Annotated in this window: 22 protein-coding genes and 1 pseudogene; 12 read left to right on the top strand and 11 right to left on the bottom strand. The window is 72.1% G+C overall.

What is annotated here, in order from left to right; translation table 11 throughout:
* Positions 1-36 precede the first annotated feature (36 nt).
* Entirely contained in the window at positions 37-693 is a 657-nt protein-coding gene (pnuC, locus tag ACFOW4_RS19805; RefSeq protein ID WP_377529818.1) for a nicotinamide riboside transporter PnuC, read from the bottom strand.
* A gap of 94 nt (positions 694-787) precedes the next feature.
* Between pnuC and ACFOW4_RS19810 the strand changes: the two genes are divergently transcribed.
* Positions 788-1,081: an antibiotic biosynthesis monooxygenase family protein gene (locus ACFOW4_RS19810; protein WP_377529820.1), complete on the top strand. Its 294-nt coding sequence runs from the start codon at positions 788-790 to the stop codon at positions 1,079-1,081.
* A 153-nt stretch (positions 1,082-1,234) separates the two neighbouring features.
* Here ACFOW4_RS19810 and ACFOW4_RS19815 read toward each other — a convergent pair whose 3' ends face one another.
* Together ACFOW4_RS19815 and uvrB are read right to left on the bottom strand one after the other, a co-directional pair.
* Positions 1,235-2,083, bottom strand: a complete 849-nt coding sequence (locus tag ACFOW4_RS19815; protein ID WP_377529821.1) for a helix-turn-helix domain-containing protein — start codon at positions 2,081-2,083, stop codon at positions 1,235-1,237.
* A 135-nt stretch (positions 2,084-2,218) separates the two neighbouring features.
* Positions 2,219-4,327 (bottom strand): excinuclease ABC subunit UvrB, encoded by a 2,109-nt coding sequence (gene uvrB, locus ACFOW4_RS19820; protein WP_377529823.1) that lies wholly within the window; start codon positions 4,325-4,327, stop codon positions 2,219-2,221.
* 299 nt (positions 4,328-4,626) lie between these two features.
* Here uvrB and ACFOW4_RS19825 point away from each other — a divergent pair, with 299 nt between their 5' ends.
* Positions 4,627-6,507, top strand: coding sequence for a hypothetical protein (locus tag ACFOW4_RS19825; protein WP_377529824.1), 1,881 nt, complete (start codon positions 4,627-4,629; stop codon positions 6,505-6,507).
* Positions 6,508-6,597: 90 nt separating this feature from the next.
* Here ACFOW4_RS19825 and coaE read toward each other — a convergent pair whose 3' ends face one another.
* Together coaE and rpsA are read right to left on the bottom strand one after the other, a co-directional pair.
* Positions 6,598-7,779 carry a dephospho-CoA kinase gene (gene coaE / locus ACFOW4_RS19830; protein ID WP_377529826.1) on the bottom strand — a complete coding sequence of 394 codons (1,182 nt, stop codon included), beginning with the start codon at positions 7,777-7,779 and terminating at the stop codon, positions 6,598-6,600.
* Between the two features lie 140 nt (positions 7,780-7,919).
* On the bottom strand, positions 7,920-9,416 hold the full coding sequence (rpsA, locus tag ACFOW4_RS19835) for a 30S ribosomal protein S1 (RefSeq protein ID WP_377529828.1): 1,497 nt from the start codon (positions 9,414-9,416) through the stop codon (positions 7,920-7,922).
* Positions 9,417-9,840: 424 nt separating this feature from the next.
* On the opposite strand from rpsA, the gene ACFOW4_RS19840 reads away from it, so the two are divergent.
* Genes ACFOW4_RS19840 through ACFOW4_RS19855 form a run of 4 tightly spaced genes read left to right on the top strand, consistent with a single transcriptional unit; the run spans position 9,841 to position 12,000 of the window.
* On the top strand, positions 9,841-10,644 hold the full coding sequence (locus tag ACFOW4_RS19840; RefSeq protein ID WP_377529830.1) for a class I SAM-dependent methyltransferase: 804 nt from the start codon (positions 9,841-9,843) through the stop codon (positions 10,642-10,644).
* Between the two features lie 56 nt (positions 10,645-10,700).
* Complete coding sequence (locus ACFOW4_RS19845; protein WP_377529831.1) at positions 10,701-11,303, top strand: Uma2 family endonuclease; 603 nt, start codon at positions 10,701-10,703, stop codon at positions 11,301-11,303.
* 54 nt (positions 11,304-11,357) lie between these two features.
* Positions 11,358-11,579: a DUF2945 domain-containing protein gene (locus ACFOW4_RS19850; RefSeq protein WP_377529833.1), complete on the top strand. Its 222-nt coding sequence runs from the start codon at positions 11,358-11,360 to the stop codon at positions 11,577-11,579.
* Complete coding sequence (locus tag ACFOW4_RS19855; protein ID WP_377529834.1) at positions 11,566-12,000, top strand: DUF3140 domain-containing protein; 435 nt, start codon at positions 11,566-11,568, stop codon at positions 11,998-12,000. Before ACFOW4_RS19850 ends, ACFOW4_RS19855 begins: the two co-directional genes overlap by 14 nt.
* A gap of 283 nt (positions 12,001-12,283) precedes the next feature.
* On the opposite strand, the gene polA is transcribed toward ACFOW4_RS19855, so the two are convergent.
* Complete coding sequence (polA, locus tag ACFOW4_RS19860; protein WP_377529836.1) at positions 12,284-14,983, bottom strand: DNA polymerase I; 2,700 nt, start codon at positions 14,981-14,983, stop codon at positions 12,284-12,286.
* Between the two features lie 130 nt (positions 14,984-15,113).
* Positions 15,114-16,772 carry a BTAD domain-containing putative transcriptional regulator gene (locus tag ACFOW4_RS19865; RefSeq protein WP_377529837.1) on the bottom strand — a complete coding sequence of 553 codons (1,659 nt, stop codon included), beginning with the start codon at positions 16,770-16,772 and terminating at the stop codon, positions 15,114-15,116.
* Between the two features lie 117 nt (positions 16,773-16,889).
* Here ACFOW4_RS19865 and ACFOW4_RS19870 point away from each other — a divergent pair, with 117 nt between their 5' ends.
* The 6 genes and pseudogenes from ACFOW4_RS19870 to ACFOW4_RS19895 all read left to right on the top strand — a co-directional run bounded on the left by ACFOW4_RS19870 (position 16,890) and on the right by ACFOW4_RS19895 (position 20,957).
* Complete coding sequence (locus tag ACFOW4_RS19870; RefSeq protein WP_377529840.1) at positions 16,890-17,084, top strand: hypothetical protein; 195 nt, start codon at positions 16,890-16,892, stop codon at positions 17,082-17,084.
* A 77-nt stretch (positions 17,085-17,161) separates the two neighbouring features.
* A complete protein-coding gene (locus tag ACFOW4_RS19875) occupies positions 17,162-17,353 on the top strand; it encodes a hypothetical protein (RefSeq protein ID WP_377529841.1) in 192 nt (63 codons plus the stop codon).
* A 70-nt stretch (positions 17,354-17,423) separates the two neighbouring features.
* Positions 17,424-17,804: pseudogene (locus tag ACFOW4_RS19880) on the top strand (MauE/DoxX family redox-associated membrane protein); the annotation flags it as partial.
* A 181-nt stretch (positions 17,805-17,985) separates the two neighbouring features.
* Complete coding sequence (locus tag ACFOW4_RS19885; protein ID WP_377530074.1) at positions 17,986-18,525, top strand: TlpA disulfide reductase family protein; 540 nt, start codon at positions 17,986-17,988, stop codon at positions 18,523-18,525.
* A gap of 26 nt (positions 18,526-18,551) precedes the next feature.
* Positions 18,552-20,393 carry an ABC transporter ATP-binding protein gene (locus ACFOW4_RS19890; protein ID WP_377529843.1) on the top strand — a complete coding sequence of 614 codons (1,842 nt, stop codon included), beginning with the start codon at positions 18,552-18,554 and terminating at the stop codon, positions 20,391-20,393.
* Between the two features lie 12 nt (positions 20,394-20,405).
* The gene (locus ACFOW4_RS19895) at positions 20,406-20,957 is read left to right on the top strand and encodes a S26 family signal peptidase (protein ID WP_377529844.1); all 552 of its coding nucleotides are present in this window, start codon (positions 20,406-20,408) and stop codon (positions 20,955-20,957) included.
* Here ACFOW4_RS19895 and ACFOW4_RS19900 read toward each other — a convergent pair.
* From ACFOW4_RS19900 to ACFOW4_RS19915, 4 genes are read right to left on the bottom strand one after another with little or no spacing between them, the layout of a single operon-like run.
* On the bottom strand, positions 20,914-21,624 hold the full coding sequence (locus ACFOW4_RS19900; protein ID WP_377529846.1) for an ABC transporter ATP-binding protein: 711 nt from the start codon (positions 21,622-21,624) through the stop codon (positions 20,914-20,916). The two genes, ACFOW4_RS19895 and ACFOW4_RS19900, sit on opposite strands and share 44 nt — an antisense overlap.
* Positions 21,614-22,579, bottom strand: coding sequence for an ABC transporter ATP-binding protein (locus tag ACFOW4_RS19905; protein ID WP_377529848.1), 966 nt, complete (start codon positions 22,577-22,579; stop codon positions 21,614-21,616). The genes ACFOW4_RS19900 and ACFOW4_RS19905 overlap by 11 nt, the downstream gene beginning before the upstream one ends.
* A complete protein-coding gene (locus tag ACFOW4_RS19910; protein ID WP_377530057.1) occupies positions 22,572-23,708 on the bottom strand; it encodes a branched-chain amino acid ABC transporter permease in 1,137 nt (378 codons plus the stop codon). The genes ACFOW4_RS19905 and ACFOW4_RS19910 overlap by 8 nt, the downstream gene beginning before the upstream one ends.
* Positions 23,709-23,713: 5 nt before the next feature.
* Positions 23,714-24,655 (bottom strand): branched-chain amino acid ABC transporter permease, encoded by a 942-nt coding sequence (locus ACFOW4_RS19915; RefSeq protein ID WP_377529850.1) that lies wholly within the window; start codon positions 24,653-24,655, stop codon positions 23,714-23,716.
* Positions 24,656-24,693 lie beyond the last annotated feature (38 nt).

The following is a 24,693-nucleotide window of genomic DNA, read 5'->3' on the forward strand; positions in this document are numbered from 1 at the left end:
GCGGGACCGTCGGCGGAAGGCCGGGCGTCCGGGCGGTCACGTGGCGACCGGGGCCGGGCCGGGCGCGACCGGGGCCGGCCGGGCGGCCCGGCGCAGGTCGGCCCGCCAGGCGCGCAGCCCGAGCACGCAGAGGGCGAGGAACACCAGGTACAGGGCGGCGGTCAGGTGCAGTCCCTTGTACGCGTACAGCGGGATGTAGATCAGGTCGGCGGCGATCCAGAGCCACCAGCTCTCCACCCGCTTGCGGGTCTGCCCGTAGGTGGCCAGCAGGGACAGCGTCGTGGTCAGCGCGTCCGGCAGCGGCACGGTGGAGTCGGTGGCCCGGTCCAGCAGGGCCCAGAGCGCGCCGGTGAGCAGCACCCCGACGACGGCCAGCGCCAACCACTCCCGCCGCCCGGTCCGGCTGACCGTGAGCCGGGTCCGCCGCTCGCCGCCGAACAGCCAGTGCCACCAGCCGTAGCAGCCCAACGCGACGTAGACGACCTGGAGCCCGGCGTCGGCGTACAGGCCGGCGGTCCAGAACAGCAGCATCAGCAGCAGCACGTTGGCGATGCCCACCGGCCAGTTCGCGATCCGCTGCCGCGCCACCAGCCAGACGTTGACGACGCCGGTGAGGAACCCCAGCACCTCCGCCCACGTGGTGCCGCTGCCGGCCACGCGGAACGCGGTGCCGGTGAGCCAGTCGATGATCACAGTCCCTCCCGGGCACCCACCCTAGAGCCGCCGCGCGCACCCGAACAGACCCCCAGGACACCGAGGGACAGACCGGCCGTGGGAGGCTTCCGGCATGGTGCTTGAGGTCGCGCTGATCGACGTACTGCCCGGACACGAGGACGCGTTCGCCGCCGCGTACGCCGAGGGCCACCCGGTGCTCGCCGGCACGCCCGGCTGCCGGTCGGTACGGATGACCCGGGGCGTCGAGTCCCCGTCGCGGTTCGTGCTGCTGGTGGAATGGGACTCGGTCGAGGCGCACGAGGAGAACTTCCGGGCCACCGAGCGATTCCAGCAGTGGCGTGCGCTGATCGGGCCGCACTTCGCGGGACCGCCCCGGGTCGAGCACTTCCTCGACGTGGCGGCCTGAGCGCGGCTGTCGTACCCCGCCGCTATCGTGCCCACCGCACGCGCCGGCCGCCGGTCCCGACGGGCTCGGGGGCGCCGGGCCCGGTGGCCGCGCGGCACCGGCCCTGCCGCCCCTCGTACGTCGCCACCGGCCACCCAGCGGGGCCGGCGCCGGTCACTCGCCGGCGCGTCGGGCCAGGGCCGTGACCGTCTCCTCCGGTGACAGCGCCGCGGCCAGCAGCGCCTCGGTCAGCCGCTGGTACCGGTCGACGTCGACCGTCGTGGCCAGCCGGACGTCGGTGGTCAACGCCTCCAGCATCACCGTGCGCGGATCGGCGGGGTCCGGAAAGGCGTAGCAGGAGTACGGGGTGAGCGGGTGCGGTGCCCCGGCCGCGCCGCGCGGCAGTAGCCGCAGCGTCACGTTCGCCAGCCCGCTCAGGGTGACCAGGTGCCGCAGCTGCTCGCGCCACATCGCGGCCGACACGTCGCCGGGGTCGCAGGCCGCCTCCGCGAGCAGTGCCGTGTAGCGGGGCGGGTCGACCCGGCGCAGCACCTCCTGGCGCAGCGCCCGGGCACGCACCTCGGCGTCCACGTCGACCTCCGGGGCGAGCACGGCGGCGGCGGCCACCCGGGCCCGGGCGTACGCGGGCGTCTGGAGCAGCCCCGGCACGACGGCAGGTTGGTACTCGACGATGCTCGCCGCGCCCGCCTCCAATTCGGCGTAGGTGCGCTGCCGCTCACCCATCTCGCCCAGGGCCTTCCACCAGCCACGGCTGGTGGCCGCGTCCCGTGCGATGACGATCAGCGCGTCGCGGGTCGGCGGCGGCACCTGGTAGATGTCCAGCAGGTCCAGCACGTCGGCGAGGTCCGGTCGGCTCTGACCCAGCTCGATGCGGGACAGCTTCGACGTCGAGGCCCAGCCCAGCCGGTCACACACCTGCTCCAGGGTCAGCGCCTCGCGCCGGCGCAGCTGGCGCAGCTCGGCGCCGAGCCGCGCGCGGCGGATGACAGGACTCGTTGGCATGCCAGCCTCCCCACCGAGGGAGACTACGCAGCACGGTCACCCAGTGCAATAGCACGCTCGCACACTGCAACCAGCTGCGGGGGACGGGCGGCGGGCGAACCCGCCGGCACCTGGTGTTTTTCCCCGGTGGGGCCGTTACTTCACGCCGGCGGCATCCATTCCGCGCAGTTCCTTCTTCAGGTCGGCGACCTCGTCGCGGATCCGCGCCGCCAGCTCGAACTGCAGCTCGCGGGCGGCGGCCAGCATCTGGTCGTTGAGCTCCTGGATGAGCTGAGCCAGGTCGGCCCGGGCCATCCCCTCTCGTGAGGTGGTTGTCGCGGCGGCCCGGCTGCGGCTGCGGGTCTCCTTGACCGGTGCCTTGCCCCGGGACAGCTGGCGTACCGCACCGCCGACCCGGGAGTTCTCCGTGTCCTCGGCCTCGCGGTAGATGTCGTCCAGGATGTCGTGGATCTTCTTACGCAGCGGCTCCGGGCTGATCCCGTTGGCCTCGTTGTGCGCGATCTGCTTGGCCCGACGCCGGTCGGTCTCGTCGATCGCGGCCGCCATCGACGGGGTGATCTTGTCGGCGTACATGTGCACCTGGCCGGAGACGTTACGCGCGGCCCGACCGATGGTCTGGATCAGCGACCGGCCACTGCGCAGGAAGCCCTCCTTGTCGGCGTCCAGGATCGCGACGAGGGACACCTCGGGCAGGTCGAGGCCCTCGCGGAGCAGGTTGATGCCGACCAGCACGTCGTAGTCGCCCTTGCGCAGCTCGCGCAGCAGCTCCACCCGGCGCAGCGTGTCCACCTCCGAGTGCAGGTAGCGCACCCGGATGCCGTTCTCCAGCAGGTAGTCGGAGAGATCCTCGGCCATCTTCTTGGTCAGCGTGGTGACCAGCACCCGCTCGTCGCGCTCGGTACGCAGCTTGATCTCGTGCATCAGGTCGTCGATCTGCCCCTTGGTCGGCTTGATCACGACCTCCGGGTCGATCAAGCCGGTGGGGCGGATCACCTGCTCGACGAACTCACCCTGCGCCTGCTCCAGCTCCCAGGGGCCGGGGGTGGCCGAGAGGTAGACCATCTGGCCGACCCGCTCCAGGAACTCGTCGAAGCGCAGCGGCCGGTTGTCGGCGGCGCTGGGCAGCCGGAAGCCGTGGTCGATCAGCATCCGCTTGCGGGAGGCGTCGCCCTCGTACATGCCGCCGATCTGCGGGATGGTCACGTGCGACTCGTCGACCACGGTGAGGAAGTCGTCCGGGAAGTAGTCGAGCAGACAGTGCGGCGGGCTGCCCGGCAGCCGCCCGTCCATGTGCATTGAGTAGTTCTCGATGCCGGAGCAGAAGCCGACCTGCCGCATCATCTCGATGTCGTAGGTGGTGCGCATCCGCAGCCGCTGGGCCTCCAGCAGCTTGCCCTGCCGCTCCAGCTCGGCCAGCCGCTCCGCCAGCTCGACCTCGATGTCGCGGATCGCCCGCTCCATCCGCTCGGGGCCGGCCGCGTAGTGGGTGGCCGGGAAGATGACCAGCTGGTCGACCTCCTTGACCACATCGCCGGTGAGCGGGTTGAGGTAGTAGAGCTTCTCCACCTCGTCGCCGAACATCTCGATGCGGACGGCCAGCTCCTCGTACGCCGGGATGATCTCCAGCGTGTCGCCGCGGACGCGGAAGGTGCCCCGGTTGAAGGCCATGTCGTTGCGGGTGTACTGAATGTCGACCAGGCGGCGCAGCAGCTGGTCGCGGTCGAGCTCCTGACCCACCGCGACCCGGACCGCCCGGTCGAGGTACTCCTCCGGGGTGCCCAGGCCGTAGATCGCCGACACCGTCGCCACCACGATCACGTCGCGGCGGGTGAGCAGCGACATCGTCGCGGAGTGCCGCAGCCGCTCGACCTCCTCGTTGATCGAGGAGTCCTTCTCGATGTAGGTGTCGGTCTGCGGGATGTACGCCTCGGGCTGGTAGTAGTCGTAGTACGAGACGAAGTATTCGACGGCGTTGTGCGGCAGCAGCTCGCTGAACTCCTTGGCCAGCTGCGCGCAGAGCGTCTTGTTGGGGGCGAGCACCAGGGTCGGTCGCTGCAACCGCTCGATCAGCCACGCGGTGGTGGCGCTCTTGCCGGTGCCGGTCGCGCCGAGCAGCACCGTGTTGCGGTCGCCGCGCCGAACCCGACGCTCCAGATCGTCGATAGCGGCCGGCTGGTCACCGGCCGGCTGGAACTCACTGACGACCTGGAAGCGGCCGTCCAGCCGGGGAATGTCGAGCGCCATGACATCAACGGTACGCCGGAGGTCCGACAGGATCGGCCGTCACGACGGGTACGTGATCAGCTTCAATATTCCCATTGTGTGGCACATGTCACCGGGCTAGGCTCTGCGCGTAGGCCGCTCGCGGCGGCCGACCGGGCAGGTGGCCGGGCCGTCATCACGGCCGGCCCGCCCCCGGCACAGCGGTCGCAGCACCCGGCTCGTCCGGCGTGCGCACCCGTGTGGTCGCGCTTCAGGCGCAGACCGGCCGCCGCGAGCGCCCCTGCTCGTCACCCCGGTGCCACTCCACCCGTTCACCACCCGTGGACACCTCTCCGAATCCGGCACCCGACACCGAGCCCGGGGGCACGTCCCGGCCGCACGACAGCGTCGAGACCAGCAGCGCCGAGACCAATCGCACAGCGCCGACCGACCGCACCGCGCCCGCCGCCGGCACGGGGTCGACCGCCGGCACGGGATCGACCGACGGCACGGGATCGACCGACGGCGCGGGGTCGACCGACGGAGCCGCGCGCGTCGACGGCAGCGCGGCGCCGACCGGGCGGCACCGCAGCCCAGGGCCGCCGGCATCGTCCGGTGGACCGGCGCGACCCGGCTGGCCGGCCCGCGCCTCCGGCCGGGCCGACGCGCCCGGCGACGCCCGCGGCCGGCCGGCGCCCGTCGGCCGCCGGCACACGGTGCTGCTGCTGCTCGGCCTGGCCGCGGTCACCTCCGCGGCGGCCCTGGTGGTCGGGCTGCTGAGCTGGGCGCCCGACCCGCCCGAGCCGACGCGCGAGCTGACCGTCGCGGAGGGCGAACGGCTGGCCGCGATGCGGGTCACCAACCTGCGCGACCTGCGCACCGGGGTGCGCGTCACGGTCGGCGACGGCGCCGCCCGTACCGAACTCGTCGGCTGGGTGGACTGGTCCCGACCGCTGCTCTACCTCGACGTGGGTGGGCCGGGAGCGGGCAGCGAGCGGGGCCTGCTGCAGAGCAACGGCCGGGTGCTGGTGGTGCGACCCGACCCGGCGGCGGTCCCCACGGCCGCCGTACCGCCGCTGGTGCCGCCGCCGGACCGCTGGCGGCTGCACGACCTGCCACCCGACCGGGGGCTCGCCCCGGTCCTGCGCCTGCTGCTCGGGCTCGCGGCCGACCGTCCGGAGCCGGTCGCCGCGCTGCGGGACGCCGGCGCGCGGTGGGTCACCCGGGAAACCCTCGCCGGCGGCCCGGTGGACGTCCTCCGGGCGCCGCTACCCGGCCCCGCGCCCGACGGCGCGGCGACCGCGCCGACCGGCGGTGCCGACACGCCCGCCGGCGGTTCGGGCACGGCCGGCGGGCCGAGCAGCGGAAACGCCACCGGCCCGGCGGCGGCCGGCGACCCGGACGAGCAGACCCGGTACTGGATCGACCGGGACGCCCGGCTGCACAAGCTGGTGACCCGGCTGCCCGGCGTCGGCCCGGTGACCGTGACCCTGAACCGGGCGGACCGGCCGACGCTACGCCCGGTGGACGCGCTGGGTGGCCGGCCGGGGCTGCCCCGCCAGCTGTCCGGCACCGAGCAGGACCGGCTCGACCGGCTCCCCGACCGGCTGCGGGCCGAGGGCGGCGCCATGCTGACCCTGTCCGCGCCGGTCGGCGTCGACACCAACCTGCGCGGCGCCGGCTGGCTGAGTTGGACGGCCCGCACCGCGTACCTGGCGGTCGCCGACCTGGGCGTACCGGATCGCCGGACCCTGCTGCGCCGGGACCGGACCGGCTGGCTCCGGGCCGACGTGCCGGCGGACGCCGGAGGCGGCGGCACGGCGGAGACGCCGGACCGGCCGCCGCTACCACCCCCGGCGTCGGGCTGGCGGTCCTCCCGACCCGGCGCCGACGACCTGAGCCTGCTGATCGAGGCTGCGGTGGCCGCCGCCGGCCCGTCCGGGCAGCGGGGCTCGGCCATGCGGATACGCGAGGACGTCACCGCCGGCCGGACCGTGGACGTGGTCGAACTGAGCGCGGGCCGGACGCCGGTGCGCTACTGGATCGACCGGAGCGGGGTACTGCGACGGCTGGAGCTGCGCACCGGAGCCGGCGCGTGGGCACAGCTGGAGCTCATCCCCGCCACGGTGCCCCGGCTGGCCGCGGCACCCCGCCCGGCCACCGCCGCACGACCCGGCGCGGCCCCGCGACCCGCGGGAACCGGTCGCGCTCCGTCGTCCTGATCCCCCGCCCCGATTGGCACCCGCGCGGTTCCGGTCCACGAGCGGGTGAGCCGTCGGCCGTGAGCCCCGAGGGGCGCCGCCCGGAAGGGGTCAGGGCCGCCAGCCGGTCTGCGCGGCCCACTGCTCGGCCCGCAGGTATTCCTCGTCGAACCACGGGTCCCGCGCCGTCCCGGAGCCGGCGACGTCCGGCGCCGCGGCGACCAGCTCCCGCTTGAGCACCAGGTACGCGGCCCGCTGGCCCGGGTCCGCGCGCAGGTGGTCGCGCATCAGCAGCGCGGAACGCCAGCCCGGCGAGTCGGCCTCGCGTACGTGCAGGCGCACCGGGCGGCCGGGGTCGGCGCTGCCGTGCAGACGCTTCTCCCACCGGTCGCCGCCCGCCGGGCGCGGGTCGTCCCACCACTGCCCGGGCACCCGCGGGAAGCCGGCGTTCGCCAGCCGCTCGGCCAGCGGACCGTCGGCTTCGGCGAGGGTGGGCACCGACAGCTGCACGTCGATGACGTCCTCGGCGACGAGACCGGGCACCGCCGTCGAGCCGATGTGGTCGATCCGCAGGTCCGCCGGGGCGACCGCGTGCCGGATCCGGGCGGCCAGCCGGGCGTACTGCTGCGGCCAGTCCGGGTCGGCCTCGGCCCGGTCGGACCGGCCCGGCTCGACCACCCGCCGCTGCCGCAGGTTGCGCTCATAGGGCAGCAGCCGCCCACCCCACAGCGTGTCCACGGCGGCATGCAGCTCCGCGCGGCTCCCGTCGTTGGTGAGGACCACGTCGGCGGCCGTGCGGCGGAGGTCGTCGTCGGCCTGCGCGGCGATCCGCCGCTCGGCCTCCGCGCGGTCCATCCCCCGGTCGCGGGCCAGTCGCTCCAGTCGGGTGCTCACCGCCGTCTGCACCACGACCACCAGGTGGTACGTGGGCGCGAGACCCACCTCCACCAGCAGCGGTACGTCGTTGACCACGATCGCGTCCGGGGCCGCGGCGGCGACCAGCTCGGCGGTGCGGGCCCGGACCCGGGGGTGCGTGATCTTCTCCAGCCGGCGGCGGGCCGACTCGTCACTGAACACCACCGCGCCCAGCGCGGCCCGGTCCAGCGCGCCGTCGGCGGTCAGCACCCGGTCGGAGAACGCGGCGACGATCTCGGCCAGCCCCTCGGTGCCCGGCGCCACGACCTCCCGGGCGATCCGGTCGGCGTCGATCAGTACCGCACCGCGCTCGACCAGCCGCGCGGCGACCGCGCTCTTGCCCGACCCGATCCCGCCGGTCAACCCCACCCTCAGCACCGGCCCAGTCAACCGGATCCCGCACCCCACCAGCAAACCGCCGCGCGCCACCCGGTCCACCGAGACGGGCGGGCACGGCGAAGGCCCCGCCCCCGACGATCCGAAGATCGCGGGGACGGGGCCCTTCGTCGTTCAGCGGGTCACTTACCGCCGGCGAGCTTCTCCCGCAGAGCGGCGAGCGCCTCGTCGGTGGCCAGGGTGCCGGCCGGCTCCTCGGCCTGCCGGCTCGGGGCCGGGCTGGTCGAGGAGGTGGTGCCGCCACCGGCCGGGACGACCGGGGTCGGGTTGGCAGCGGCCTCGGCGTCGGCGGCGCGAGAGGTCTGCACCTGCTTGGTGTGGGCCTCCCAACGCTGACGGGCCTCGGCGTACTGGTTCTCCCAGGTCTCGCGCTGCTTGTCGTACCCCTCGAGCCACTCGCCCGTCTCCGGGTCGAAGCCCTCCGGGTAGATGTAGTTGCCCTCGGCGTCGTACGTCGCGGCCATGCCGTAGAGGGTCGGGTCGAAGTGCTCCTCGCCCTCGACGAAGCCCTCGTTGGCCTGCTTGAGCGACAGCGAGATCCGGCGACGCTCGAGGTCGATGTCGATGACCTTGACCATGACCTCGGAGCCGACCTGGACGACCTGCTCCGGGATCTCCACGTGGCGCTCGGCCAGCTCGGAGATGTGGACCAGGCCCTCGATGCCGTCGTCCACCCGGACGAAGGCGCCGAACGGCACCAGCTTGGTGACCTTACCCGGCACGATCTGCTGGATCGCGTGGGTGCGGGCGAACTGCCGCCACGGGTCCTCCTGGGTCGCCTTCAGCGACAGGGAGACGCGCTCGCGGTCCAGGTCGACGTCCAGGACCTCGACCTCGACCTCCTGGCCCACCTCGACGACCTCGGACGGGTGGTCGATGTGCTTCCAGGACAGCTCGGAGACGTGCACCAGACCGTCGACGCCGCCGAGGTCCACGAACGCGCCGAAGTTGACGATCGAAGAGACGACGCCCTTGCGGACCTGGCCCTTCTGGAGCTTGTTGAGGAACTCGGTGCGTACCTCGGACTGCGTCTGCTCGAGCCAGGCCCGGCGGGACAGGACCACGTTGTTGCGGTTCTTGTCCAGCTCGATGATCTTGGCCTCGAGCTCCCGCCCGACGTACGGCTGCAGGTCGCGCACGCGACGCATCTCGACCAGGGAGGCGGGCAGGAAGCCGCGGAGCCCGATGTCGAGGATGAGGCCGCCCTTGACCACCTCGATGACCGAACCGCGGACGACGCCGTCCTCGTCCTTGATCTTCTCGATCGTGCCCCAGGCCCGCTCGTACTGCGCCCGCTTCTTGGAGAGGATCAGACGACCCTCCTTGTCCTCCTTCTGGAGGACCAGGGCCTCGATGTGGTCGCCAACCGTCACAACTTCGGCGGGGTCCACGTCGTGCTTGATCGACAACTCCCGAGAGGGGATGACACCCTCGGTCTTGTAGCCGATGTCGAGCAGGACCTCGTCCCGATCGACCTTGACGACGGTGCCTTCGACAATGTCGCCGTCGTTGAAGTACTTGATGGTCTCGTCGATCGCGGCGAGGAAAGCCTCCTCGGAACCGAGATCGTCGTGGGTGACCCGGGTGGCGCTCGAGGGGGCCTCGATGCTGCTCGTCATGTGGGCGGTTGCTCCGGTCGGATGGGTTGTCACTGCAGGCTGGTGTCGCGGTGACCTGTTCGCGCCAGCGGATCCGTCGCCGGGCACACCAAACAATCGCCAGTGAGATCATGATGTGGCTCCGTCGACCGCGCACCTGCTCCCTGCCGAGGCACACGATCCGCGAGCGCATCGTCTAGCCTACCGTGCGCATTACCACAGCGTGCAAGCCCTCCCGTCTGCTCGACGTGCGATGACCTGCGAAAGCCGAACAATCGCCCGGAAAGCGCCCCTGCTGTCTCCTGCGTCACAGCGGCCCCAGAGTTACCACCGACCGGGTGATCGCCCGACCGGGTGACCCCCTCCCCCGCCGGATCCCGCCGCCGCACGGCGGGTCGGTCGGCCCACGGCGTCGGCGGCGACCGGCGGGGCCTAGCGTGAGCGCGTGGATGACGACAGCCGGGTGACCCGGCGCCGGGTGGGTGACGCCGAGGCCCGGCGGGCAAACCGTGGCTGGTGGGACACCGACGCCGACGACTACCAGGCCGAGCACGGCGCCTTCCTGGGCGACGTGGACTTCGTCTGGTGCCCGGAGGGCCTGCGCGAGGCCGACGCCCGGCTCCTCGGCGACCTGCCCGGACGGCGGGTGCTGGAGGTGGGCTGCGGCGCCGCGGCCGCCGCCCGCTGGCTGGCCACGCAGGGCGCCCGGCCGGTCGCCTTCGACCTGTCCGCCGGCATGCTGCGCCACGCCGCCCAGGCCGCCGACCGCACCGGGGTACGCGTACCGCTGGTGCAGGCCGACGCGCTGGCCCTGCCGTTCGCCGACGAGTCGTTCGACCTGGCCTGCACGGCGTTCGGCGCGATCCCGTTCGTGGACGACTCGGCGGCCCTGCTCGCCGAGGTGCACCGGGTGCTGCGTCCCGGCGGCCGGTGGGTCTTCTCGGTGACCCACCCGATGCGGTGGATCTTCCTGGACGACCCGGGCGAGGGCGGCCTGACCGCCGTGCACTCCTACTTCGACCGCTCGCCCTACGTCGAGCAGGACTCGTCCGGCGTGGCCACCTACGTCGAGCAGCACCGCACCCTCGGCGACCGGATCCGCGAGCTCGTCGGCGCCGGGTTCCGGCTGCTGGACCTCGTGGAGCCGGAGTGGCCGGCGGGACACGAGGGGGTCTGGGGGCAGTGGAGCCCGCTGCGCGGGAAGCTGTTCCCCGGCACCGCCATCTTCGTCACCGACAAGCCCGCCTGAGCAGGTCGCACCCGCGGTGCGACCTGCACCGGCGTGACCGGCGTTACGCTGTCCGGGTGAGCGCCGAGCCGATTCCGACACCACCTGGCCCCTGGTGTCCGGACCCGATGCGGCAGCAGCGTGCCGACTACACGGTGGAGGACCTGCTCACCCTGCCGGACGACGCCCCCCGCGTCGAACTCGTCGACGGAGTCATCCAGGTGACACCCTCCCCCACCCTGGGCCATCAGGACATTTCATTGCTGCTGGGTCTGTGGTTGCACTCCCACGCACCGGCTGACCTGCGTGTCGCCCAAGCGGTGGGGGTCGCGCTCGATCGCAACGCCAGTCGACAGCCGGATGTCCTGCTACGCCGCGCCGACGTGCCCTCCGACCGGTCGCTGCTGCGGCCGGCGGACGTGGTGCTCGCCGTGGAGATCGTCTCGCCGGGCACGCGTCGGGTCGACAGGTTCGCCAAGCCCGGCGAGTACGCCGCCGCCGGCATCCCGCACTACTGGCGCATCGAGCAGGATCCGGTGCACGTCTACGCGTACCGGATCGGCGACCGCGTGGGGCCCGGCGGTGAGCGGCAGTACGAGTTGGTCACCGACAGCGCCGACGTGATCGAGCTGGCCGAGCCGTTCGAGATCAAACTGCCGATCGCCGAGATCACCCCGTAGCCCGGCGAACCGCTGGACCCGTTTTCCCCGGTGGAGCACGGGTAGCCAGGGCCTATGGCCGAGCAGAGCGAATTCCGCGAGGGTGACCACGTCTCCTGGGCCAGTCACAGCGGCCGGGCCTACGGCGTGATCAAGGAGAAGTTGATCGACCGGACGCACGTACGCGGGCACGCCGTGAATGCCACGGAGGACGAGCCGCAGTACCGGATCCGCAACGACGACTCGGGCCGCGACGTGGCCCACCGACCGGAGGCGTTGCGTCGTGAGCAGGGATGACGACGGCCGGGACACGTACCGGGAGTTCACCGAGGCGGTGAACATGAAGCCCGGTGAGATCTCCTCCTGGCTGGAGACCGACGAGTCGAAGCGGGTCGGCTGGCACAAGGGCGGCCAGTCGGGTGGCGGCGAGTCGGTCGGGCACGAGTCCGGCCGGAGGATCATCGACCTGCTGCGCCGCAAGCGCGGCGACCTGTCCGAGGAGGACTACAAGCACATGCGCAAGGTCGTCGGCTACGTCCACCGGCACATGGCCCAACGCCCCTCCGGCGACGTGCGCGACACCAAGTGGCGGTATTCGCTGATGAACTGGGGCCACGACCCCCTGAAGGGTCCGCTGCCGCCTCCCGGCGGCCCGTCGCGGCGCGCCCTCGACCGGCACGGCACCCCGCCCAAGGAGCGCCGCGGCCCCGGCCGCTGACCGGCGTTCCTCGCCGGACGCGCGGACCCGGGAACGGCTTCTCCACGGCCGCGAGGCCGCTGCCACCCACCCCGGCGGAACCACCGGACCAGCCGGACACCGACCCGACGGCGGACACCGGCCCCCACGGCGTACACCGACCACCAATGATGACCACCACCGAACCGCCGCCGACCAGGGCGACCACGTCGGGGTTCCGGGGCAGCCCGACCCGCGCAGGGATCAAGCCTGACCGCCCGGAGCGGGTCGGGCTGCCCCGGAACCCCACCACCGCAACCGCCAATCAGTGATCGGCGCTGTTCCAGTCCCGCCCCTCGCCGACCGACACCTCAAGCGGCACCGACAGCGGGTACGCGGCGCCCATCTCCCGCCGCACCAGCGCCTCCAGCGCCTCGCGCTCACCCGGCGCCACATCGAAGACCAGCTCGTCGTGCACCTGCAGCAGCATCCGGGAGCCCAGCTGAGCCTCGCGCAGCGCGGTGTCGACGTGCAGCATGGCCACCTTGATGATGTCGGCGGCCGAGCCCTGGATCGGGGCGTTGAGCGCCATCCGCTCGGCGATGTCCCGACGCTGCCGGTTGTCGCTCGCCAGGTCCGGCAGGTAGCGCCGGCGGCCCAGGATGGTGGACGTGTAGCCGTCCTGCCGCGCCCGGGCCACCACCTGGTGCAGGTAGTCGCGCACCCCGCCGAAGCCGGCGAAGTAGTTCTCCATCAGCCCCCGCGCCTCCTCGGTGCTGATGGAGAGCTGCTGGGACAGGCCGAACGCGCTCAGCCCGTACGCCAGGCCGTAGTTCATCGCCTTGATCTTGCGGCGCTGGTCCGGGGTGACCTCGGTGACCGGCACCCCGAAGACCGACGAGGCGGTGGCGGCGTGGAAGTCGGCGCCGGAGTTGAACGCCTCGATGAGCGCGTCGTCCGACGAGAGGTGCGCCATGATCCGCATCTCGATCTGGCTGTAGTCGGCGGTGAGCAGGCACTCGTAGCCCTCGCCGACGACGAAGGCACGGCGGATGCGCCGCCCCTCCTCGGTGCGGATCGGGATGTTCTGCAGGTTGGGCTCGGTGGAGGAGAGCCGACCGGTGGCCGCGACCGTCTGGTTGAACGTGGTGTGGATCCGACCGTCGTCGGAGACCGACTTGAGCAGCCCGTCCACCGTCGACTTGAGCTTGGCGACGTCGCGGTGGCGCAGCAGGTGGGCCAGCACCGGGTGCGGGTTCTGCGCGTGGAGCCACTGCAGCGCGTCCGCGTCGGTGGTGTAGCCGGTCTTGATCTTCTTGGTCTTCGGCAGGCCCAGCTCGGTGAAGAGGATCTCCTGCAGCTGCTTGGGCGAGCCGAGGTTGAACTCCCGCCCGACCGCCTCGTACGCGCCCTGCGCGGCGGCCTTCACCTCGGCGGCGAAGTGCGCCTCCAGCTCGGACAGGTACTGCGTGTCGGCGGCGATGCCGGTGCTCTCCATCGCGGCGAGCACCCGCATCAGCGGCAGCTCCACCCCAGCCATCAGCCGGGAGGACTGCTCACCGTCGCGGGACAACTCGGCGTCGATCGCGTCGGCCAGGTCGAGGGTGGCCCGGGCCTGCAGCATGAGGTTCTGCTCGACCACCCCCTCGTCGCCGAGACCGTCGAGGGTGAGCTGGCCGGTCTCCGGCACGTCGACCCGCAGCTCGCGGTGCAGGTAGCGCAGCGCCAGGTCGGTCAGGTCGTACGAGCGCTGGTCGGGGCGGGCCAGGTAGGCGGCGATCTGGGTGTCGCGGACGATGCCGGCCAGCTCCCACCCGTGCGCGGCGCAGGCCAGCACGGCGGGCTTGCTGTCGTGCAGCACCTTGGGCCGCAGTTCGTCGGCCAGCCAACCGGCCAGCGCGGCGTCGTCGGCCGGGTCGAGCCGGGCCGGGTCGACCCAGGCGGCCGCGCCGCCGGCGGTGGCCAGCGCCAGACCGGTGACCGAGGCGGTGTGCCGGCGGTTGGGGCCGGTGTCGAGCTTGACCGCCAGGCCGACCGGCGTGCCGACCGGGGCGTGGGTGGCCAGCCAGCCGGTCAGCGCCCCGGGCTCGGTGAGGACCGCGCCGGTGAGGTCGAAACCGGACTCGGCCTCCGGCTCCACCGACTCCAGGTACTGGTAGAGCCGGTCGCGCAGGATGCGGAACTCCAGCGTGTCGAAGACCTGGTGCACCGCCTCCCGGTCCCAGCCGGTCCAGCGGGTGTCCTCCGGGCGCAGCGGCAGCTCCAGGTCGGAGACCAGGCAGTTGATCTCGTAGTTGCGGATCACGTCGGCGAGTCGCTCGCGCAGGCTGTCGCCGGCCTTGCCCTTGATCTCGTCGGCGCGGGCGATCACGCCCTCCACCCCGCCGTACGTGTTGATCCACTTGGCCGCGGTCTTCGGGCCGACGCCCGGGATGCCGGGCAGGTTGTCGCTGGTCTCGCCGACGAGGGCGGCCAGGTCGCGGTACCGCTCCGGGCCGACCCCGTACTTCGCCTCGATCGCGGCCGGGTCCATCCGGGCCAGGTCGGAGACGCCCTTGCGCGGGTAGAGCACGGTGACCTGGTCGCCGACCAGCTGGAACGCGTCCCGGTCGCCGGTGCTGATCAGCACCGACATGCCCTGGTCGCGGGCCTGGCAGGCCAGGGTGGCGATGACGTCGTCGGCCTCGTAGCCCTCCTTCTCCACCACCGGGATGCGCAGGGCGGCCAGAACCTCCTTGACCAGGCTGACCTGGCCCTTGAAGTCGGTCGGGGTCTCGCTGCGGCCGGCCTTGTACTCGGCGTACCGGTCGGTGCGGAAGGAGTGTCGGGAGACGTCGAAGGCGACGACGATGTGCGTGGGCTGCTCGTCGCGCAGGACGTTGATCAACATCGAGGTGAAGCCGTAGACCGCGTTGGTCGGCTGCCCCGTCGTGGTGGAGAAGTTTTCCACCGGCAGGGCGAAGAACGCCCGGTATGCCATGGAGTGTCCGTCGACGAGGAGCAGGCGCGGGGTCGTAGCTGTCACGGCAGCGACTCTAGTCCGTACCCCTGACAGCTCCTCCGACGCCACGTCCGTGCAGCCGCCGGAGCCGGAACGCCCGCACGGCGGCGAGGACCGCGGCGCGCGCGCTCCGGGCCCACCCACACCCCTCGACCTACCCACGCTTCCGGTCGAGCAGGCCAGCGACAAGTCGGGCCGCCCGACCGGGTGCGAGCCCACCCGCGACAGCGATGGCGACCAGCGCGGCGGCCGGCTCCGGATGCTGGCTCAGCAGACCTCGCATCCGCGAGGCGTACGCGATGGCGGCACCACCGCCGGCCCCCTCGGTCGCCGCGGCACGGGCGCCGCCGGACCCGTCCGCCGCGCCGGCCGACGCTCCTGAGCCGGTCGACACCGCGCGGCCCGGCCCTCCCCGCCCGGCCGACCCGGGCTGGGGGAGCCCGAGCCGTCGCACGAAGTCGAGCGCCTCGGCCGGCGGCAACGGCCCGAGCCGCACCTGCGTGCTGCGGCACTCCACCAGCAGTTCGCCGAGCGGCTCACGGGTGGTCACCACGACGACACTGGGGCCGCTGCCCGGCAGCAACGGCCGCACCTCGCCCGGCCCACGCACATCGTCGAGCACGATGACCAGCCGGCGGCTGGCGAGCGCCGAGCGGTACGTCGCGGCGAGGGCGTCGAGGCCCGCGCGCCCGCCGACGGTCGGACACCGCAACGCGTCGAGGAAGTTCCGCAGTACCTCCGCCGGCCCGGCCGAGGCGGCGACGTTGGCGTAGAGCTGCCCATCGGTGAACCGGCCGGCCACCCGGTGCGCCCACTGCAGCGCCAACGCGCTCTTGCCCACGCCGGCCGGCCCCTGGATGACGAGCAGCACCGGCCCGGCGCTCTGGCGCCACGTCGCCCGGTCCAGCCGCCGCAGCTCCTCGGCGCGGCCGACGAAGTGGGCCGGGCGGGCCGGTAGCTGGGACGGCGAGGCGGGCGGCGGCGACGGCGCGACAGGCGGCCCGCCGGACGACGGCCCGCGCACGCGCCCACCCTCGTGCCGGATGAGTTCCCGGTACAGGGCCGACAGCTCCACGCCGGGCCCGATCGCCAGCTCGTCGCGCAGCCGCGTGCGCACGACATGGTACGTCTGCACGCCGTCGGCACGCCGCCCCAGCGCCGCGTAGAGCCGCAGCAGTCGCGCCTGCGCCTGCTCGTCGAGGGGATGCCGGCGGGCGTCCTCCTCGACCGCGGTCAGCACCTCCTCGCCCCTGCCGTCCCGGATCATGACGTCGGCGTACCAGCCGAGGACCAGCCGCTGCTCGCTGACCAGCGTGGTCACCGAGACGTGCTCCCCCAGCCCCGGCACGTCCGGCAACGGCGGACGCCACAGCCGCAGGGCCTCGCCGGCGGCCCTGCGCAGCTCGCCGCGGTCGTCGACCCGACGGGCGCGCCGGGCGCGACCGACCAGCACCCGGAACCGCAACGCGTCGACCGCCGACGGCACCAACCGCAGCGCGTAGCCCGACCCGACGCTCGGCAGCAGCACACTGCGCGCCCGCCGCCGGCGCCCTGGCTCCAGCACCTGCCGAAGGTTCTTGATGTGGGTCTGGACGACATTCCAGGCGGCGGCCGGCGCCCGGACGGGCCAGAGCGCGGCGCAGATCTCCGTCCGCCCGACCGGCTGACCACCCGCCAGGGCGAGCAGGGCGAGCACCGCCCGACGCTGGGGCGGACCTGCGGCGAGATCCCGCCCACCACGGCTCAGGCGCACCGGCCCGAGCAACTGCAGAGATACCTCGTCAACGGCATGTCGGACCTCGAGCTCGCTCATCCGTCCCCCGATCGGCGCAGAGTCGCATTGATGCTCATCGTAGTCATCCAGTGACGGTCCAGTGCCCTTCCAGAAGGGCCCGCAAGGATCGACACACACCACCAGAGAGGAGGCTCGATGAAGAGAGCCGTCAACACCCTCGGCGACCGGCTGCTCGCCGCGTTCGCGCCGAAGGCCACCGCGAAGGCCGAGCCGTGCGGTCCGTTGATCAGCAAGTTCTGCTACTGCCGCAACGGGATCCGCTACGCGAAGAACTGCTGCACGTACAGCGGGTCCTGCTACCCGTGCCGGGCGGTCAGCGAGGGCTGCTGAGCCCCGTCCGACGACCCGACCGTTGCCCGCGGCCACAGCGAAGCGGCTCGGGCACGCACAGGAGGGAGGAGATGACCATGAGGGGACTCGTCAGCGCCATGGGTGACCGGATGCTGAACCTGTTGGTTCCGCGGATCACCGCAAGAGCCGAGCCCTGCGGGCCGTTGCAGTACAAGTTCTGCTACTGCTCCGGTGGCCTCAAGTACAGCCAGAACTGCTGCCTGTACAGCGGATCGTGCTATCCGTGCCGGGTTTCTGGCTCCTGCTGAACACCCGTGGCCGGGCCGGACGCCGTCCGGCCCGGCCACGGACCAGACCAACGAGCCGGGAGTGACCGCGATGAGTCTGCTGATCCTCGGGATCCGGGCGGTACTGGCCAGCGTCCTTCTCCTGGCGGCGGCGGGCAAGCTCCGCAGTCGCCGCGAGTATCGACAGTTCCGCCATTCGCTGGAGGGCTACCCGCTCCTGCCGGTACGACTTCGGGGTCTCGTCGCGGTGGCGGTGCCGGTGGCGGAGTTGCTGCTCGCCGGCGCGCTGGCCACTCCCCGGTACGCACTGCCGGCCCTGCTCGCCACCACGGCGCTGCTGGCCGGTTTCACCGCGGGCACCGCCTCCGTGCTCATCAGCGGCCGACCGGCACGGTGCCACTGTTTCGGCACCGGCGACCTGGTCGGTCGCCGTCACCTGGTCCGAGACGTCTCGCTCACCCTGCTGGCGGCGGTCGGAGCAGTCGGCCTCGCATCGCGCCCGCCGGTCGCGCCGGTGGTGCCCGCCGCCCTGTCCGTCGTAGCCGGAGTCCTGATCGGGATCACCGTGTCCCGGTTGGACGACCTGACGGCTCTCCTTCTCCCCAACGCCAGCCCAGCCGGGCACGGCCCAAACCACCGGAATGAGGATCGCAATGACCTACGTCGTGGCCGGTCTCCTGCTGGTCGGCGTGATCGCCATCGTCAACCTGCTGCTGACCTTCGCGGTGATCCGACGGCTGCGGGAGCTGCCCCCGCCGTCCGCCCACTCCGACGGCCCGGACTTCGCCGGGTCGGTGCCGGGCGTGGGTGAGCGGCCCGATCCGTTCCGGGCGCTCGACCTGGACGGATCAGCGGTCGACAGTACGGCCGAACCGCCCGCACTGATCGGGTTCTTCTCCACCGGCTGCGGCGCGTGCGTGGAGCAGCTACCGACCTTCGTCCGGCAGGCGGCCGCCACCCCGGGCGGCCGACCGCGCATCCTCGCGGTCGTCAACGGGGACGGCCCGCAGGTCGACGCGTTCGTCCGTGACCTGACGCCGGTGTCCAGGGTGGTGGTCGAGACCGATCAGGGCCCGATCACCTCGGCGTTCCGCATCGAGGCCTTTCCGGCGTGGTGTCTGCTCGACGACGACGGCAGTGTCCGGGACAGCGGGGTCGGCCTCGACCGGCTGCCCCGGCTGACCGCAGCGTGAGGACCGCGGGACCGGAGCGTCCAGGGATGCTCCGCCCCGCCCTGGCCGCGCTCCGCCTCGCCGTACAGGCCGCTCCCGGTGTGGCGGCCGGTCAGATACTGCTCGCGGTGGCCGGCGGGGTCGCCCCGCTGGCGCTCGGCGTACTGACCAAGCTGGTCCTGGACCACCTGGCCCTGCCCGCCGGACCGTCGCGAGGCACCTTCGTCGCCCTGGCCCTGGGCCTCGCCGCCGCCGGTGTGGGCGTGGCCGTTCTGCCGCACCTCTCCCGCTACCTGGACGCCAACTGGGAGCGGGCCGTGACGGTGGTGGCGCAGAGTCGCCTCTACACCGCCGCGAACCGACTGATCGGCCTGCGCGAGTTGGAGAACCCCACCTTCCGCGACCGGCTCCGGCTCGCCGAGGAGGCCAGCCGGGGCGGTCCGGTACTGGTGGCCGATGCCGTCCTGGAGATCGCCCGCAGCACCATCACCGTCGTCGGCTTCGCCCTGGTGCTCGCCGGGCTCAATCCCTGGATGGTGGTGCTCGTCGCCCTGTCCACGGTGCCGATCGCCCGCACCGAGCTGTCCCTGTCCCAGCGGCGCGCCCGGATGCTGTGGCAGGTGAGCCCGGCCGCACGCCGCCAGCAGTTCTACGCCGACCTGCTCACCGGCCTCGACGCGGCCAAGGAGGTGCGGCTGTTCGGCCTGGCTGGTCTGTTCCATCGACGGATGCTGGCCGAGCTACGCGCGATCAACACCGCGCACCGACGGGTGGAGATCCGTCAACTGGTCGCTCAGCTCCTCCTCGCCGGGATGAGTGCGCTGGCCGCCGGCGCCGGTCTGGTCTGGGCCGTGCTGGCGGCGCGTACCGGCCAGCTCAGCATCGGTGACGTGGCGGTGTTCATCGCCGCAGTGGCCGCCGTGCAGGGTGCGGCCGGCGCGACGATCAGCCGGCTCGCCGCCGCTCACCACGGCGCGCTGATGTTCGCCCACTATCAGGAGGTGACGACGGTCGGCCCCGACCCGGCGACCGCCGCTCCGGCTCGACCCACCACCCCACTCCGCACCGGCATCGAGTTCCGTGACGTCTGGTTCCGGTACGCGCCGGACCAACCGTGGATCCTGCGCGGAGTGAACCTGACCCTCCGGGCGGGCGAGACGGTCGGGCTGGTCGGTCTCAACGGAGCCGGCAAGAGCACGCTGGTGAAGCTGCTCGTCCGCTTCTACGACCCCGACCGGGGTGCGGTGTACTGGGATGGCGTCGACCTGCGCGACCTGGACGTCGTCGGACTGCGCCGTCGCATCACCGCCCTCTTCCAGGACTTCATGTGCTACGACCTGACCGCGGCGGAGAACATCGGCGTCGGTGACACCGCGGTGCTGGACCATCGGGACGAGCTGGTCGCGGCGGCGCGGCAGGCCGGCATCCACGACACCCTGGACGCCCTTCCGCTCGGCTACGAAACTCCGCTGACCCGCCTGTTCGTCGACGAGAGCGACCGGGCGGACCCCGGCACCGGGGTGCTGCTCTCCGGTGGCCAGTGGCAGCGGCTCGCGCTGGCACGGGCCCTGCTGCGGGGCCACCGCGACCTGCTCGTCCTCGACGAGCCCAGTGCGGGGCTGGACGCGCAGGCGGAACACGACATCCATGACCGGATCCGCACCCTCGGACGGGGCCGGACGGCGGTGCTCATCTCGCACCGGCTCAGCGCCCTGCGGCTTGCCGACCGCGTCGTCGTCCTCAGCGGGGGACAGATCGTGGAGGACGGGGACCACCACGGCCTGCTGGCCACCGGCGGCGCGTACGCCCGGCTCTTCCGGCTGCAGGCTGCGGGATACCGCGACAGCCACGCCGACCTCGTCGCCGGTCCGACCGGTGAGCATGGCTGAGGAGGGACACCGATGTGGTGGGTGATCGGAACGATGACCCTGGCCGGCGCCGCGGTGCTGGCGGTGTGGCGCAGCAGGGCCCGCTGGTTGGCCGTCACCGTCGAGGGGCCGTCGATGAGCCCGACCCTGCTTCCCGGCGACCGTGTGCTGGTCCGTCGGCCAGCTCCGGCAGTCGCGGCGGTCGGCACCGTGGTGCTGGTCCGACGACCCGGCCCCTGCTTCCACGACGCGGCAGGTGTTCCCGAGCGACCGGACGCGTACCTGGTCAAACGGGTGGTGGCCGGACCCGGCGACGTCACGCCGGACCTCGGCGCCGACTCGGTCCTCGTCGCCGGCACGATCGTGCCGGCGGGTGCGCTCGTGTTGGTCGGCGACAACCGGCAGGACAGCCTCGACTCGCGCATGTGGGGCTACCTGCCCGCCGACCGGGTAATCGGCGTGGTCAGCCGCCGGGTGTCACGGCGCGACGGTGCCGCCGGGCGGGTGCCACGACCGCCGGGACGGTCGTGGCACCACCCGTTCAGGCGACGCCGAGGTACGCCTCCTTCACCGCCGGGTCGATGAGGAGGTCCTGGCCGGAGCCCTCCTTGACGATCCGGCCGGTCTCCAGCACGTAACCCCGGTGGGCCCGCGACAGCGCCTGCTGAGCGTTCTGCTCGACCAGCAGGACCGTGGTGCCCTGTTGGTTGATCTCGGTGATGATGTCGAAGATCTGCTGGATCACCATCGGGGCCAGGCCCATCGACGGCTCGTCGAGCAACAGCAGCTTCGGCCTGCTCATCAACGCCCGCCCGACCGCGAGCATCTGCTGCTCACCGCCGGACAGCGTGCCGCCGGCCTGCTTGCGCCGCTCGGCCAGCCGCGGGAAGAGGGTCAGGACCCGGTCCAGGTCGGCGGCGATGCCAGCGGAGTCCCGTCGGGTGTACGCGCCCATGTCCAGGTTCTCCAGCACCGTCATGCCGGGGAAGATGCCCCGGCCCTCGGGCGACTGGCAGATGCCGCGCACCACCCGAAGGTCGGCGCGCAGGCCGGTGATGTCCTCACCGTTGAACCGGATCGTCCCGGACGAAGCCGGAAGCAGGCCCGAGATGCCGCGCATGGTGGTGGTCTTGCCGGCGCCGTTGGCACCGATGAGCGCCACCACCTCGCCCTCTTCGACGTGCAGACTGACGGCGTGCAGGGCCTCGATCCGCCCGTACGCCAGGGTCAGGTTCTCGATCTCAAGCAGCATCTGCGGGCTCCCCCAGGTACGCCGCGATCACCTTCGGGTTGTCCCGGACCTCCGCCGGTGAACCCTCCGCGATCTTCTTGCCGAATTCGAGCACCACGATCCGGTCGGTGACGCCCATGACCAGGCGCATGTCGTGCTCGATGAGCAGGACCGTGTAGCCCAGGTCGCGGATGCGGCGGATGAGCTGGAGCAGCTCCTCCTTCTCGGCCGGGTTGAAGCCCGCCGCCGGCTCGTCCAGGCAGAGCAGCTGCGGTTCGGTGGCCAACGCCCGGGCGATCTCCAGCCGACGCTGGTCGCCGTACGGCAGGTTGCGGGCCAGCTCGTTGGCCCGTCCCACGATGCCGACGAACTTCAGCAGCTCGAGCGCCTTACGCTCGCCGGCCCGCTCCTCCAACGTGTGCCGCGAGATGCCGAACACCTTCGCGCAGCTGCGGCGCACCTGCTGCCAGGAGCGCACCAGGCCGTTGGTCGAGTCAACCGTGGGCAACTCCTCGGGCTTGGGGCGCTTGCGGTAGAGCCGGAACAGCGCGCCCACCACACTCGTGTGGTGCTGGGAGTCGGTGCCGACCATGACGTTCTCCAGCGCCGTCATCTCCGGGAAGAGACGGATGTTCTGGAACGTCCGGGCGATGCCCATCCGGTTGATCTGGTGCGGCTTACGGCCGGTCACCTTCTCGCCGGCGAAGCGCACCGCACCGGAGGTCGGGCGGTAGACGCCCGTCATCACGTTGAAGCACGTGGTCTTACCGGCACCGTTCGGCCCGATCAGACCGAGGATCTCGCCGCGGTAGAGGCTGAAGCTGACGTCGTTGAGGGCCACCACACCGCCGAAGCGCAGGGTCACCTGGTCGACGTCGAGCAGCACCTCCCGCTGTCGTGGGATCGGACCGCTCGCCCGGACCTCGTCCAGGTTCGCCTGGTCCTCAGGCGTCAGGTCCGGATTCGTGTCAGGCATTGGCCGGCACCTCCTCGGCACGGTCCTTGAGTTCACGCTCACGTCGCCGGCTCGGGATGAGCCCCTGCGGACGCAGCAGCATCACCAGCACGAGCGCCATGCCGAAGACCAGGAACCGCCACTCGGCGAAGTCCCGGAAACGCTCCGGCAGGTACGCCAGCAGGAAGGCACCCAACGCCACGCCGGCCATGTTGCCGGCGCCGCCGACCACCACCATCGCGACGAACAGGATGGACAGCTGCGCGTTGAACTGGTTGGGCTCGATGAAGCCCTGCCGGCTGGCGAAGAGCGCACCGGAGATCCCACCGAGCGCGGCGCCGATGGCGAACGCCCAGAGCTTGAACTTGAAGGGGTAAACGCCCATCACCGCAGCCGCGTCCTCGTCCTCACGGACCGCCAGCCACGCCCGGCCGACCCGGCTGTTCTCCAGCCGCCGCACCAGGAACACCAGGAGAAGGACGACGGTCAACGCCAGCCAGTACCAGGGTTTGGCGTCGATCAGACCGAAGATGCGGTTGTCCCCCGACGCGGGCCCTTCCGGGCCCGGGATCGCGGCGATGCCCTGCGGCCCGCCGGACCACGTGACGTTGCGGAACACGATCCGGATGATCTCGCCGAAGCCCAGGGTGACGATCGCCAGGTAGTCGCCGCGCAGACGCAGGGTCGGCCAGCCCAGCAGCACACCGGAGATCATCGCCAGGGCGATCGCGAGCGGGATGCAGATCGCCCAGGTCACCGCCCAGCCCTGCGGCAGGTCGAAGCGCTCCTGCAGCCCCTTGACCACCGGCGACTGGGTCGAGCCGAACAGACCCACGCTGTACGCGCCGACGGCGAAGAAGCCGACATAGCCGAGGTCCAGCAGACCGGCCAGGCCGATCACCACGTTGAGGCCGATGGCGATGAGGACGTAGACCGCGCAGACGAAGAGCACGCCGGCCCAGTTGTTGCCGTTGGCCGCGTAGTCGGTGCGCAGCCAGGTCAGGCCTGGAATGCCGAGCAGCGGCAGGTAGTAGAGAAACGCCACGAACGCGGCGAAGGTGAGCCCGCGCTGCCATTTCGGCAGCGCCCGGAAGCGGTTACCGATGTCGCCGGTGAGCCTCCGCAGCCCGCCGGTCGGGCTCTTGGTCATCGTGGTCATGCGCGTGCCCTCCCCAGAGACTCGCCGAGCAGGCCGGTCGGGCGGAACAGCAGGACGATCACCAGCACGATGAACGCCGCGACGTCCTCCCAGTTGGACTGGGTGAGCGTCGCCGCATAGACCTCGACGACGCCGAGCAGGAGGCCACCGAGCAGGGCTCCGCGCAGGTTGCCGATGCCGCCGAGTACGGCGGCGGTGAACGCCTTCAGGCCCAGGATGAAGCCGACGTTGAACCGGGTGTTGCCGTAGCGGACCACCCACAGCAGCGCCGCGGCGCCGGCGAGCAGGCCACCGAGCAGGAAGATGAGCGCGATCACCCGGTCCTTGTTGACACCCATCAGCGCCGCCGTGTCCGGGTTCTGCGCGACCGCCCGCACGCCCCGGCCGTACCGGGTGCGATTGATGAACACGTCGAGCCCGACCATCATCAACACCGCGGCGAAGACGGTCAGGAGCTGGATGTTCGTCACCTCGGTGCCACCGACGGAGAACAGCACCTCCCGCTGGAACACGTTCGGAGCGCCGACGACGAGGCGGCCCTGCCAGAGTCCGAACGCCTCGGACATCACCAGCGACAGGCCGATTGCGGTGATCAGGAAGATCAGCGGAGGAGCGTTGAGCCGGCGTAGCCGGCGATACGCGATCCGCTCCACAGCGACCGCGGTCAGACCGGACGCGACTGCCGCGCCCAGCAGGCCGGCCACCAGGAGCAGCACCACGGTGCCCAGCGCCGGATTGTCCGTGGCGCCCAACAGGCTCCACACACCGAGGACGGTGAAGGTGCCCACCATGAACACCTCGGAGTGGGCGAAGTTGATCAGCTTCAGTACCCCGTAGACCAGCGTGTAGCCGAGCGCGACGAGGGCGTAGATGGAACCCTTCGCCAAACCGTCGACGGTGTGCTGACCCAGATGCCCGAAGAGTTCATCGAAGTTCACGAAATCTCCTCATTTACCGAGTGCGGCCGGGAGCCAGT

It is taken from the genome of Micromonospora sp. GCM10011542 (assembly GCF_042650685.1).
Lineage (GTDB): Bacteria > Actinomycetota > Actinomycetes > Mycobacteriales > Micromonosporaceae > Micromonospora.

Coding starts and splice junctions, on each gene's coding strand:
- ACFOW4_RS19890 (WP_377529843.1), top strand. CDS start 18,552: ATGCTCCGCCCCGCCCTGGCCGCGCTCCGCCTCGCCGTACAGGCCGCT.
- ACFOW4_RS19865 (WP_377529837.1), bottom strand. CDS start 16,772: ATGAGCGAGCTCGAGGTCCGACATGCCGTTGACGAGGTATCTCTGCAG.
- ACFOW4_RS19905 (WP_377529848.1), bottom strand. CDS start 22,579: ATGCCTGACACGAATCCGGACCTGACGCCTGAGGACCAGGCGAACCTG.
- ACFOW4_RS19900 (WP_377529846.1), bottom strand. CDS start 21,624: ATGCTGCTTGAGATCGAGAACCTGACCCTGGCGTACGGGCGGATCGAG.
- uvrB (WP_377529823.1), bottom strand. CDS start 4,327: ATGGCGCTCGACATTCCCCGGCTGGACGGCCGCTTCCAGGTCGTCAGT.
- rpsA (WP_377529828.1), bottom strand. CDS start 9,416: ATGACGAGCAGCATCGAGGCCCCCTCGAGCGCCACCCGGGTCACCCAC.
- ACFOW4_RS19810 (WP_377529820.1), top strand. CDS start 788: ATGGTGCTTGAGGTCGCGCTGATCGACGTACTGCCCGGACACGAGGAC.
- ACFOW4_RS19870 (WP_377529840.1), top strand. CDS start 16,890: ATGAAGAGAGCCGTCAACACCCTCGGCGACCGGCTGCTCGCCGCGTTC.
- ACFOW4_RS19875 (WP_377529841.1), top strand. CDS start 17,162: ATGAGGGGACTCGTCAGCGCCATGGGTGACCGGATGCTGAACCTGTTG.
- ACFOW4_RS19850 (WP_377529833.1), top strand. CDS start 11,358: ATGGCCGAGCAGAGCGAATTCCGCGAGGGTGACCACGTCTCCTGGGCC.
- ACFOW4_RS19815 (WP_377529821.1), bottom strand. CDS start 2,083: ATGCCAACGAGTCCTGTCATCCGCCGCGCGCGGCTCGGCGCCGAGCTG.
- ACFOW4_RS19885 (WP_377530074.1), top strand. CDS start 17,986: ATGACCTACGTCGTGGCCGGTCTCCTGCTGGTCGGCGTGATCGCCATC.
- ACFOW4_RS19910 (WP_377530057.1), bottom strand. CDS start 23,708: ATGACCAAGAGCCCGACCGGCGGGCTGCGGAGGCTCACCGGCGACATC.
- ACFOW4_RS19895 (WP_377529844.1), top strand. CDS start 20,406: ATGTGGTGGGTGATCGGAACGATGACCCTGGCCGGCGCCGCGGTGCTG.